The sequence below is a fragment of the Brucella pituitosa genome (genome assembly GCF_965577835.1).
Lineage (GTDB): Bacteria > Pseudomonadota > Alphaproteobacteria > Rhizobiales > Rhizobiaceae > Brucella > Brucella pituitosa.
This window is the reverse complement of record NZ_OZ264093.1, coordinates 1,497,745-1,509,450: the sequence shown is the minus strand read 5'-3', so window position 1 is coordinate 1,509,450 and position 11,706 is coordinate 1,497,745. Positions and strand designations below refer to the sequence as shown.

Here is an 11,706-nt window from a genome sequence, read left to right as displayed (position 1 = left end):
AGTTTGCGCATCACATTACCTATTGTCTTGCGGGCAATTTTCTGGTGAAGCGAGAATGAAATAAATGCGTTGCTCTGTGAAGGCTGATCGAAGCAACCATGGTGCGGTTTGCCGCAGCAAAATTGCGGGAACCCGCAAGACACGCCGGTGGAGAAGCGGCGTATTATAAGAGTAAAGCAATCTGTCTTTGGGAGGAGAGTCGCTTGCTGGAGCTATCGCCTGCGCGCCTGCTGGACCGCTATCTGAATATATCCAGATTGCTGGCAGGGCAGCTCGATTTCGATTCCATCATTCAGGCCGTTGCTGCCGAGATTAATCACATTCTGCCCTATGACCATCTCGATGTCTGTATCAAGATGATCGATGGCAAATTTCACATCGCCTATGAAAGCGGGATAGAGACGGCCTGGAGTCGCAACCCGCCAGCACTTTTATCAGGAAGTCCCATTCGCACCCTCCTGTCTGGAGAAGTTGAATATTTGCTGACGGATGATGCACGCACTGACGCTCGGTTTCATTTTGAGGGATCATTCTCAACACCGATTATCGAACATGATCTCAAGGCCCGCCTCCATGTGCCGCTAAAGGCGCAAGGTGACATTATCGGGGCGCTGAGCTGCTCCAGTTTGCAATCGGGCTGCTATTCGGCGCGCGACGTGGAAAATGCGCAATCGATTGCCGATCTTCTGGCCCCATATTTCTTTGCAATCCGTGCTGCGGAACAGGCCAAGCGCTCGGCGATTGTCGAAACAGAAGCGCGGGCGCGCGAAGAGGGCTTGCGTTTTGGCGCGCTCAAACTCACTGAGGCTCTGGAGATCGAGCGGCATCGTATCGGCATGGATTTGCATGATCAAACGCTGGCCGATCTGACCCGGCTGGCGCGTCATGTCGAACGGCTGACGCGTGCCCCCGACCTTTCCGGTGAGCAACTGGAACCACTGTTTCGTGGCTTACAGCACTGCATGCAGGATTTGCGTCAAATCATTGAAGAAGCGAAACCTTCGGTGCTTCAACTTTTCGGTTTTGCGCAAGCAACTGAGAACCATCTTGATCGCTCGATCCGCGAAAGCGGTGCTTCCATCGAATGGTTTCTGGATGATTATAGTGAAGGCATGACGGAGAAGCTGGAGGAGACGGTTGCAACCTCGCTTTTCCGCATTGTGCAGGAAGCAATCAACAATGCCATCCGTCACGCTCTTGCCGGGGAAATCCGCGTTCGTCTTCGTGACAAGGGTGGGCGGCTTCTTGTTGAAGTCATGGATGACGGCATTGGCATGGACCGGCAGGCACAGCGTATTGGTCATGGCATTGATAATATGCGCACGCGGGCGCGCCTGATTTCGGCAAGCTTCGCCATCAGGAAAAATACGGAGGGTAGCGGCACATGCGTGACGATCCATCTGCCGCCGGAAATGTGTGAGCCAAATGGAGGGTAAGATGCAGGTTCTGATCGTGGAGGATGATCCGTTGCATCGCACCTATTTAGGCGAGGCAATTCGGGCAGCATTGCCTGAGTGCAACGATGTGTTGGAGGCCGACAACGGTTCGGCGGGTGAGAAACTGGCACGGATGCATCGCTCTGCCCATATTGTGATGGATTTACAAATGAGCGGACGAAATGGCATCGAGGCAGCCCGCACAATCTGGAAGGAAAATCCGGAAACCCGCATTCTGTTCTGGTCGAATTATGCCGACGAAGCCTATGTGCGGGGCGTTTCGCGCATCGTGCCGGAAGGGGCTGCCTACGGCTATGTGCTGAAGTCGGCGTCTGATGACAAATTGCGGCTGGCATTGCGCAGCATTTTTGTCGAAGCGCAGTGCGTCATCGACCGCGAAGTGCGTGGGTTACAGCAGAAGAGCCTTGGTCACGCCAGCGGGTTCAGTGAAAGCGAATATGAAATTCTGATCGATATCGCACTTGGTTTGACTGACCGTGTTATTGCGCGTCGCCGCAATCTGTCGCTCAGAAGCGTTCAGAACAGATTACAGCAACTCTATGAAAAGCTGGGTGTTTATCAGGATAAAGGCGAGCCGGAGGAAGGACGTTTCAACCTCCGTGCTCGTGCAGTAACTGTCGCGCTTCTGCGCAAGCTTTTGAATTACAGCGCGCTTGAACGCGCCGAAATTGAGCTGAATGACTGGATCAGCCGACAGCCGCCTTCAGGCGACGCTGCTCCAGATCGAGGCCGAGTTCCTTCGCGCGAGCAATGATGGGTACGAAGCGGCGCTGCTTCTTTTCTGCGTGATTTGAAGCAATGTCCGCGATGCGGTGCTTGAGGAATGGATTGAGGAAGCGCTCGCGAACGGTAATAGCATAGGCTTCCGCCTGTTCGCCGAGGCCATCAGCGGCAAAAACCGGCAGAACTTCTTCGCGCCAAAGCGCTTCGAGTTCATTGCGGATCGTTTCGTCATTCATGGCTTCCAGCACGATTTCATCCTTCGGACGATTACCGTTCAGCCATTGCTCGGCAATGAAAGTGTGACCGAGATTCAGCAGATAGAGCTTGAGGCGCTCGTAAAGCGCAAGATTGTTCGTCACGACGATGTCGGGATGTGTGCAGGGGAGCGTGAGTCCGTCAGCCTGCTCGATGGCCCAGATCGCATAAGGTTCGGCGATGGCTCCGACCGGATCGATTGGTTCTGATACGATACGATCAACGAGGCTATTGGCAAAGACGCATTTGCTTTCAATCCATTGCGTGAAAGCCTTGGGCAAGCTCCAGCTTTCTGCAAGATCAAGCATAATCGAACGTAATCTGTCGCCATTGCGCGAGATGAGCTCGCAAGGGAAAATCGACAACGGCGCATCTGGATTGACCTGCCAGCGATGGTGCAGCAACACAAGCAGCTTCGCAGGGAAGCTTTTCGGCAGGCGGTCGGTCTCGGTGAGCAGAGAAACATCATCGCCGATGTCGAGCTCAAAGCCTTTGTCGCCGGTATTGGACAGGATCACCTGAACCTGTGCAGCAAGGTCGCGGATCGTCTGCCAATCCGTATGAGCCGAATAGGCGGCAGTCACGCTTTTGGCTTGATGTTTCTCATCAACCGGTTCTCCACCCGCCAGGCCGCGAATAATGACCGGATAGCCTTCGCCGCTGTTGAGCGCTGCGATACGTCGCGCACTTTCTGGATTGGATGTGGTCTGTACGATTGCGACCGTGCCAATGGCATTGCCCTTTGCGAGCGCTTCCGAGATGAAGAAATCCGCATGTCCGAGCAGAAAGCGGCTCGTTCCGAACTGCAGAATCGATGGTTGATCGGTCATGAATTCCTCCCTTGAATATGCTGGAATAGCTATTGCAGTGGGCAAAATTGGTCAAGCCACTCTTTAAAAGCGGTCTAAAGCGAACTGCGACAAAACTGACGAAATCATCAATATGTAGTAATAACAATGATATAGGTAATATTGCACTTTCGGTCTCTTCAAAATATGGTAAGGCCAATTTGGGAGAGAGCATGAGCGAGCATATCGGCTCCGTGGAACCACGGAGGCTTTACCAACAGATTGCCGACCGGGTCAGGCTGCTGATCCGCGAAGGGCATTTTCCGGCGGGAAGCAGGCTTCCCGCTGAACGCGAACTCGCGCATCAACTGGGCGTGTCGCGCCCGTCATTGCGTGAAGCACTCATCGCACTTGAAATTGCAGGTAATGTCGAAATCCGCATGGGTTCCGGCATCTATGTTGCTGCCGAAGAAACGCGGCTTCCGGCACAAGGCGGCTCAATTGGCGAAAGTCCACTTGAAATCATGCAGGCGCGTTCACTGGTAGAGGGTAGCGCTGTGCTCATGGCTTGCAGCCATATCACACTCGACGCGCTGGAGCGGCTGCGCGGTAATCTCGATGCCATGCGGTTGCAGATCGAGGCTGAACGCAAACCTATTGAATTGGATCGGCAGTTCCATCTCATTATTGCCGAGCAGTCCGGTAATTCGGTTGTGACGCGTATTATACGCGACCTGTTTGACGAGCGGCATAGTCCGCTCACGGCGCAGATGCGTACGCGTTACGAGAATGCCGAAACATGGGCATTTGCTTTGGCGGAACACGAGAAGATTTTTGCTGCACTGGAGGCGCGGGATCCGCTTCTGGCACAGGCAGCGATGAGAACACATTTGGATACATCAAAGCAGCGATGGATGGAAAACGAGCCCAGATAATGAGGCTCATATTGGTCGCTGTGGCGGTTTTGGGAGTGAGGTCAGAACAATGAACGATAAGGCTGTCTCGGCTGTAACGCCGGTAATCCTTTTGCATCCGTCCGACGATGTGGCGGTCGCGCGTATTTCGGTCCGTGCAGGCGACCCGATTGGACTTGGCGACGTTATTGCACGCGATCTGATTGGACGTGGTCACAAAGTGGCTTTGCATGCCATTCCGCAAGGCAAGGAAGTGCTCAAATATGGGCAGATCATCGGTGTTGCTACGCAGGATATTGCGGTTGGCGAGCACGTGCATCTGCACAACCTCGCAATGCTGCCTTCCGAGCACGAACACCAGTTTTCTGTCGATATCGAAGAACGCGGGATGCTGCCGGAAGAGAAACGTCGCCAGTTCATGGGTTATGATCGCGGCTTCGGTGGTGTCGGTACGCGTAACTATATCGGCGTCATTTCATCGGTAAACTGCTCGGCCACGGTTTCGCGCTATATTGCGGATTATTTTAACCGCATGGGCGGTCTCGATGGTTTTGAGAACGTCGACGGCGTGGTCGCACTGACGCATGGCAGCGGTTGTGCGCTCAACACCAAGTCGGAAGGCTATCGCCTGTTGACCCGCACCATTCAGGGCTATGCCAAGCATCCGAATTTCGGTGGCATTTTGTTGATCGGTCTTGGTTGCGAAACCAACCAGATCGCGCCGATCATGGAACATTATCGCATGGAAGAAGGTGCACGCCTTCGCACTATGACGATCCAGCAGCATGGCGGTACGCGCAAGACAATCGATCATGCGATTGCCGAGATCAAGGAAATGCTGCCGCTCGTGAATTCTGCCAAGCGCACGCCGCAGCCTTTATCGAAGCTGAAAGTGGCGCTCGAATGCGGCGGCTCGGATGGTTATTCCGGCATTTCTGCAAATCCAGCTCTGGGCTATGCCTCCGATTTGATCGTACGCAATGGTGGCACCACCGTTCTGGCAGAAACGCCCGAGATATATGGCGCTGAACATCTGCTGACACGGCGTGCGGTAACACCAGCAGTTGCGGAAAAGCTGCTTCACCGCATTGACTGGTGGCGCGATTACACGGCTCGCAACGGTGACGAGCTCAACAACAATCCATCGCACGGAAACAAGCTTGGTGGCCTGACCACTATTCTCGAAAAATCGCTGGGTGCCGTTGCCAAGGGCGGCTCCATGCCTCTCAAGGCTGTCTACGAGTTTGCCGAAACCGTAACCGAACAGGGTTTCACTTTCATGGATACCCCGGGTTACGACCCGGTGGCCGTGACCGGGCAAGTGGCGGGCGGTTGTAACGTGATCTGCTTTACCACAGGACGCGGATCGGTTTCAGGCTTCAAGCCTGCACCCTGCATCAAGATCGCAACCAATTCCGAAATGTACGAGCACATGAAGGAAGACATGGACTTCAATTGCGGTGGCATCGTCACGGGCGACGAAACCATCGAAGAGTCCGGCACGCGCATTTTTGAACACATTATCGCGGTGGCTTCCGGTGAGCAGACGCTGAGCGAAATCTACGACTATGGCGATAACGAATTCGTGCCGTGGCAGGTCGGAGCCGTAACCTGATCCGCCCCATGCAATAAAAATGACAGGAATATTCTGATGGTCAAAGCTCTGCGTATCGAGAGCGAAAACGTTACCCGTTTTGCTGAAATTCCCGAAGCACCACTTCTGCCGGGCCATGTCCGTATCAGCGTGCGTCACGTGGGACTTTGCGGCAGCGATCTGAATACGTTCAAAGGGCTAAATCCACTCGTGGAACTTCCCCGTATTCCGGGTCACGAAATTGGTGGCGAGATCATCGAGGCAGGTGAGGGCGTGAGTGCTGCCTACGCCAAGGGCAAGCGCGTTATCGTGCTGCCTTACACCAATTGCGGCACCTGCTCGTCGTGCCGAAAAGGCAGATTGAATGCCTGCCGTTACAACAAGACGCTCGGTGTTCAGCAGAATGGTGGACTGGCAGAACAGATCGTACTGCCTGCCGAAAAGCTGATCCTGAATGATACGCTTGCGCCGCGTCATCTCGCACTGGTCGAACCGCTTTCGGTTGGTTTTCATGCGGTAGAACGCGGACGCGTTCAGGCTGGTGATACGGTCGCGGTTCTTGGCTGTGGCATGATCGGCATGGGCGTGCTCATTGGTGCGGTTGCACGTGGTGCCAAGGTTATCGCGATTGATCCAAGTGCGGAAAAGCGTGAACTGGCTCTGAAGTTAGGCGCAACGCATGCTCTTCCGGGTGGCGAGGATGTCGTTGCCAAGGTGCAAGAACTGACCAACGACGATGGCGTTGATGTGGCCTTTGAAGCTGTCGGATTGCCGATTACCTTCACGCAGGCTGTTGATCTGACGGGCTTTGCCGGTCGGGTTGTTTATGTCGGCTATTCCAAATCGCCGGTGACCTATCAGACCCAATTCTTCAATCTCAAAGAACTCGACATCATGGGATCGCGCAATGCGACACTCACTGATTTCGAAGCCGTTATCGCGCATCTGGAAAAGCTGGGGAACGACGCCGACCAGCTTATCTCGAAGGTGTTCCCCTTTGAGGATGCCGAACAGGCGCTGCCTTATTGGGATGGCGACCGCAACGTTCTGAAGATCATCATCGAACGTTACTGAAATCGAAGCGCATCTCCGTGCCAGGGAAGGAACGGCATGGAGATGATGCGGAGGAAACCGGCCTTAAGGCCATAAGTTGAGGACCCTAACGGGAGGATACCCATGAAGAAGTTTGTTACCGGCGCGATCGCGGCTGGCATGTTGCTGGCTGGAAGCATCGCTGCATATGCTGCGAATGTCTCGATCAAGGTTGCCTATGAAAACAATCCCGGCGAGCCTTTTGATCAGGTTATGCATTATTGGAAAGACGATCTCGCAAAGCGCAGCAATGGCGAAATCACGCTTGAGCTTTATCCAAGTTCGCAGCTCGGCTCCAAGAAAGATGTGACCGAGCAGGCCATGATGGGCCTCAACGTCGTGACCATTTCCGACGTCGGCTTTCTGGCCGAATATGACCCAGACCTCGGCGTGCTCTACGGTCCGTTCCTGACCGATGATCCGGCACAGCTTTTCAAGGTTTATGACGGTCCCTGGTTCAAGGAGAAGAGCGAAGAACTGAAAAAGAAGGGCATTCACATCGTAATGCCGAACTATCTTTACGGTATTCGCCAGATCATTTCCAAGAAGCCTATCCGTACGCCGGAAGACCTCAAGGGTATGAAGATCCGCGTGCCTAACAACGTCATGCAGATCAAAACCTTTGAAGCTATGGGTGCAACACCGACGCCGATGCCTCTGGGCGAAACCTTCCCAGCGCTCGCGCAGGGCGTGATTGATGGCGTTGAGAACCCGATTTCGGTTCTTTACGGCCAGAAGTTCCAGGAAGAAGCCAAGTATCTGAGCAAGGTCGGCTATCTGACCAACGTCGCTCTAATTGTCGGCGGTGAAGCCTTTTTCTCGACGCTGCCGGAAGATCAGCTCAAGATGATCCATGAGTCCGCATATGATGCAGGTCTCTACAGCCAGAAGCTGACGATCGAAAAAGACAATGAAATGATCGAAAAGATGAAGGAAGCCGGTGTCGAGGTGATTGAAGTCGACCGTGCTCCTTTCAAGGCGCTTGCTGAAAAGGTCTACACGCAGTTCCCAGAATGGTCGCCAGGTCTTTACGAAAAGATCAAAGAAGAGCTGAAGAACTGATCCATCTTAATTCGGATATTGCCATGTCGCAGTCTTACTGCGGCATGGCTCGATTATGGAATTTAATCCGATGAAACTTTTTGAAAAACTGATCGACTGGCTTGCAGCCGCTCCGCTGTTCATTCTGCTCGCGCTGTTTAATGTGGCGGTGGTGATGCGCTATTGGTTGCACCAGCCACTGCAATGGACGGAAGAAATTTCCGGCTTGCTGATGATCTGGATCATCATGCTTGGCAGTGTCGCAGCGGAACGAGACAATCAGCATCTTGCTATTCCGATGCTTGTAGAGATTTTGCCTGAAAAGACCCGCGATGTGATTAATTCAATCATCTCGATCCTTTCTGGTTTGTTTCTGCTCTATGTGTCCTATGCCGGATACAAGCTGTCGGTTGCGGCTCAGTTCAAGGTGACTGACGTGCTGCGGATTTCCTATTACTGGATCGATATCGCAGTGCCTGTCGGTTTCGTCATCATCGCTCTTTATATGTTTACTGGCGCTTTTAAAACCTTGCGCGCCGCTTTTGCGGGAGGCAAGGCATGAACCTGACCACCATCGTTCTCATCATGCTGGCGTTGATCGCGCTCAACATGCGCCTTTACGTGGCCATTCTGATTGCGGTCTTTACCTATTTTATCTTCTTCAATCAGATGCCGATTGCAATCGCAGTTCAGCGGTTCATCAGCCCTGCCCAGAACACGTCGCTGCTTGCTATTCCGTTCTTCATCATGCTCGGCACAGTGATGTCGCATACGGGCATTGCCGAGCGTTTGATCAAAGTTGCGGATATTCTGGTTGGCCGTATGCGCGGCGGCATGGCGCTTACCAACATCATGGTTTCGACCCTGATGGGCGGTGTCAGTGCATCCAATCTAGCAGACAGCGCCATGTTGACCCGCATGATGGTGCCGGAAATGGTCAAGCGTGGCTATGACAAGGCATTCTCATGTGCGGTCACAGCAGCTGGTTCGCTTATCACTCCGATCATTCCTCCGGGCATTGCGCTGATCATCTACGGCCTGATTGCGGACGTTTCCATCGGCAAGATGTTCATGGCCGGTGTCATTCCGGGTATTCTCGGTGCCGTCATCCTGATGTTTGCTGCTTATATCACCTCCGTGAAGCGTGGCTACAAGCCAAGTCGCGAGAAGCGAATGAGCGGTGCCGAGGTTGCATCCACACTTGCCTCTGCCTGGCCTGCTGTCGTGCTTTTGCTTGCAATCATTGGTGGTATTCGCCTCAACATCTTCACGCCGACAGAAGCCGGTGCTGTAGCGGTTACTCTGGTGCTGATTATCGGTTTTGTGATCTATCGCGAAATGCGCGTATCGCATGTGGTGGATTCCCTGATCGAAACTGCCAAGTCCACAGCTTCGGTCATGCTGGTTATCATGGCGTCGTCAGCACTTGCCTGGGTGTTCTCGCTTGAGCAAGCCGGACAGTCGCTGATGCAGCTGATCTCCTCTTTCACCAGCAATCCCTATGCGTTTCTGTTGGCAGTCAATGTGATCCTGCTCGTGCTCGGTGCGCTGATTGAGGGCACTGCCCTGATGATCGTTCTGGTGCCGCTCCTGATGCCAACCGTAAAGGCGCTTGGTATTGATCCGGTACATTTCGGTATTATCGTCATTGTGAATCTGTCGATTGGTACGCTGACACCACCGGTTGGTACGGTCATGCTGATGGTGTGTAATATTGCGAAGGTCAGAGTGGGCGATTTCACCCGTCAGGCTTTCAGTATGTATCTGGGGCTGTTTATTTTGTTGGCTCTGATTACATACGTGCCTATGATCTCAACATTCCTGGCGCACTAAAAAGTAAAGCGCGGGCAATTTCCCGCGCTTTCTAGGGCATTTCCTGTTTTTCTTGAATCATTGGAAATGCTCTATCTCTTTGTTTTTTCGCATTATCCGACGCAAAACCGCTTCGCACTTTTGCTGGAAATGCTCTAATTCTATTACCAAGGGTTATCGACACGCGGCCATATTGGCCGCGTCATTTTTTGGTAATTCGTAGCTCTTGGATTGACCGGATAAGAACTCGGTGCGTCGACATAGATGATCTCGGCCGCAATCGGCGCAAATCCCGCATGAAAATGATTGGTTGATTTGACGACCAGAATGTCTTTTAGCATCGGATCAATGCCGATATTGGAGAAAATATCCGGCTCGAATGTTTGCGTGCGGTTGGTGTTGAGAATGACATCTATCTCTGTCCCCTCAATTCGCACGACTGCCGAAGGTCCGAGCGTGACGCGACTAAGGCCAAAGCTCTGCCAGCCTTCGGGCAAAACTTTCATCACCGTAACGCGCGCATCAATCGGCTCTCCGGCTTGCGGACCAGATTTGCCGCCTATACGCAGATCGATGACTGCGCCTTCGCCTGCCGCGTGGCAAAAAGTGACGGCCAGTGTATCCCAAATGGTCGCAACCGCGGCTTTCTGGATGTTGCGCTCTATCAGCCTGCGCAGAATATGCGTGCCGTCGCCCGCAACACCACCACCTGGATTATCCCATACATCGGCAATCACGGCAGGCTTTGCAGGGTTGACGGTATGTGCTGCAATCGCACGGTCGATGCCATCGTCGATATCGTACATGGTCATCAATGTCTGCTCACGCATACCAATAAGCTCTCGCCCCAGTTTTTCTGCGAGCGCATCGCCTTTTGCGCGGTCGTTATCAGTGACGACAAGAATACGTGTCCCCATTTCAGGGACATCTGCCGCCATGAAACCATGAATAACCGAGATGGAAAGTATGCCGTCCTTGCCATGCATGGCCTTTATGCGATCGATAAATGAGCGCATGGGTTCTTTGCTTGTCGGGAAAACCCCGATCATGCGGCAGTCAAAGGTAGAAATGACGGGCTTGATTTTGCCCTTCAATGTGTCAAGCGCCATAGACACGACATGTTCACCGCGCTCATAGAAATCCGTATGAGGAAATTCGAGGAAGGCAGCGTAAATATTCAGGTTTTCCACCCGCTTTTGCGTGAGATGACTATGCGGATCGAACTCGCTGGCGACCAGAATGTCAGGTCCCACGATTGCACGCACCCGTTCCAGCAAATCGCCTTCGCAATCATCATAGCCTTGCGCAACCATGGCTCCGTGCAGGCCAAGCACGACGGCATCTACCGGCATTGCAGCTTTCAATTGGTCGAGGATTTCATCGCGCAGTTCTTCAAAGGCTTGTTTCTGCAACAAGCCGCCCGGTTCCGCCCATGTGGCGGTGCCTTCGATAACGGTCAGCCCTTCCGCAGCCGCTCGCTTGCGCAATGCAACAATTGGCGATGAACACAGCGTCGGAGTATCAGGGTGTTTGCCCGGTGCCGCATAGAAAGCCATTTCAAACGACGCGCGGTCGGTTGGTACGGGCGAAAAGGTGTTGGTTTCAGTAGCAAGCGACGCGGTGAAAATACGCATATGGTCTGCCTGGGTTATTTTTGCGGTGCGTAAGCGATGGCTTCAATCTCGATCTTGATGTCAATCATCAGACGGGATTCGACCGTTGTGCGTGCTGGAGGGTCTTTCGGGAAATAGGTTGCATAAACCGCATTCATACGCCCGAAATCACGCGCATCTTCGAGCCAGATGGTCGTCTTGACGACGTCTTCCATGCCAGCCCCTGCAAGGGCTAATGCTGCTTTGACGTTTTCGAGCACCTGCGCGGTTTGCGCTTCGATGCCGCCTTCGACAATCCTGCCATTTGCTCCCATAGGCACCTGACCGGAAATATAGACGGTGTCGCCAGCGCGCACGGCGGGAGAAAGCGGCACATGTGATGCGCCGAATGCCTGTTTCTTGGACATGTTGAACTCC

11 protein-coding genes are annotated in these 11,706 nt (G+C 53.4%); 8 read left to right on the top strand and 3 right to left on the bottom strand.

Features of this window, described 5'->3' with window-relative positions:
* The first annotated feature begins 203 nt into the window (after positions 1 to 203).
* Positions 204 to 1,436, top strand: a complete 1,233-nt coding sequence (locus ACSME1_RS18265) for a GAF domain-containing sensor histidine kinase (protein WP_100556908.1) — start codon at positions 204 to 206, stop codon at positions 1,434 to 1,436.
* Between the two features lies 1 nt (position 1,437).
* Positions 1,438 to 2,211 carry a response regulator transcription factor gene (locus ACSME1_RS18260; RefSeq protein ID WP_100556909.1) on the top strand — a complete coding sequence of 258 codons (774 nt, stop codon included), beginning with the start codon at positions 1,438 to 1,440 and terminating at the stop codon, positions 2,209 to 2,211.
* Here ACSME1_RS18260 and ACSME1_RS18255 read toward each other — a convergent pair.
* Positions 2,144 to 3,265: a mannitol dehydrogenase family protein gene (locus ACSME1_RS18255; protein ID WP_435655147.1), complete on the bottom strand. Its 1,122-nt coding sequence runs from the start codon at positions 3,263 to 3,265 to the stop codon at positions 2,144 to 2,146. The genes ACSME1_RS18260 and ACSME1_RS18255 overlap by 68 nt on opposite strands.
* Before the next feature lie 191 nt (positions 3,266 to 3,456).
* On the opposite strand from ACSME1_RS18255, the gene ACSME1_RS18250 reads away from it, so the two are divergent.
* The 6 genes from ACSME1_RS18250 (at position 3,457) to ACSME1_RS18225 (ending at position 9,697) form a co-directional block, all read left to right on the top strand.
* Positions 3,457 to 4,158, top strand: coding sequence for a FadR/GntR family transcriptional regulator (locus ACSME1_RS18250; RefSeq protein ID WP_424576778.1), 702 nt, complete (start codon positions 3,457 to 3,459; stop codon positions 4,156 to 4,158).
* 49 nt (positions 4,159 to 4,207) lie between these two features.
* Positions 4,208 to 5,752 carry a UxaA family hydrolase gene (locus tag ACSME1_RS18245; RefSeq protein ID WP_024896381.1) on the top strand — a complete coding sequence of 515 codons (1,545 nt, stop codon included), beginning with the start codon at positions 4,208 to 4,210 and terminating at the stop codon, positions 5,750 to 5,752.
* Between the two features lie 36 nt (positions 5,753 to 5,788).
* The gene (locus ACSME1_RS18240) at positions 5,789 to 6,805 is read left to right on the top strand and encodes a zinc-binding alcohol dehydrogenase family protein (RefSeq protein WP_435655146.1); all 1,017 of its coding nucleotides are present in this window, start codon (positions 5,789 to 5,791) and stop codon (positions 6,803 to 6,805) included.
* A 102-nt stretch (positions 6,806 to 6,907) separates the two neighbouring features.
* Positions 6,908 to 7,885 carry a C4-dicarboxylate TRAP transporter substrate-binding protein gene (locus ACSME1_RS18235; protein WP_207489007.1) on the top strand — a complete coding sequence of 326 codons (978 nt, stop codon included), beginning with the start codon at positions 6,908 to 6,910 and terminating at the stop codon, positions 7,883 to 7,885.
* Positions 7,886 to 7,955: 70 nt separating this feature from the next.
* Positions 7,956 to 8,426 carry a TRAP transporter small permease gene (locus tag ACSME1_RS18230; RefSeq protein WP_424576781.1) on the top strand — a complete coding sequence of 157 codons (471 nt, stop codon included), beginning with the start codon at positions 7,956 to 7,958 and terminating at the stop codon, positions 8,424 to 8,426.
* Positions 8,423 to 9,697, top strand: a complete 1,275-nt coding sequence (locus tag ACSME1_RS18225; protein WP_111787071.1) for a TRAP transporter large permease — start codon at positions 8,423 to 8,425, stop codon at positions 9,695 to 9,697. Before ACSME1_RS18230 ends, ACSME1_RS18225 begins: the two co-directional genes overlap by 4 nt.
* A 143-nt stretch (positions 9,698 to 9,840) precedes the next feature.
* On the opposite strand, the gene ACSME1_RS18220 is transcribed toward ACSME1_RS18225, so the two are convergent.
* Complete coding sequence (locus ACSME1_RS18220) at positions 9,841 to 11,310, bottom strand: M81 family metallopeptidase (RefSeq protein WP_435655145.1); 1,470 nt, start codon at positions 11,308 to 11,310, stop codon at positions 9,841 to 9,843.
* A gap of 14 nt (positions 11,311 to 11,324) precedes the next feature.
* On the bottom strand, positions 11,325 to 11,696 hold the full coding sequence (locus ACSME1_RS18215; protein ID WP_024896375.1) for a RidA family protein: 372 nt from the start codon (positions 11,694 to 11,696) through the stop codon (positions 11,325 to 11,327).
* Between the last annotated feature and the right edge of the window lie 10 nt (positions 11,697 to 11,706).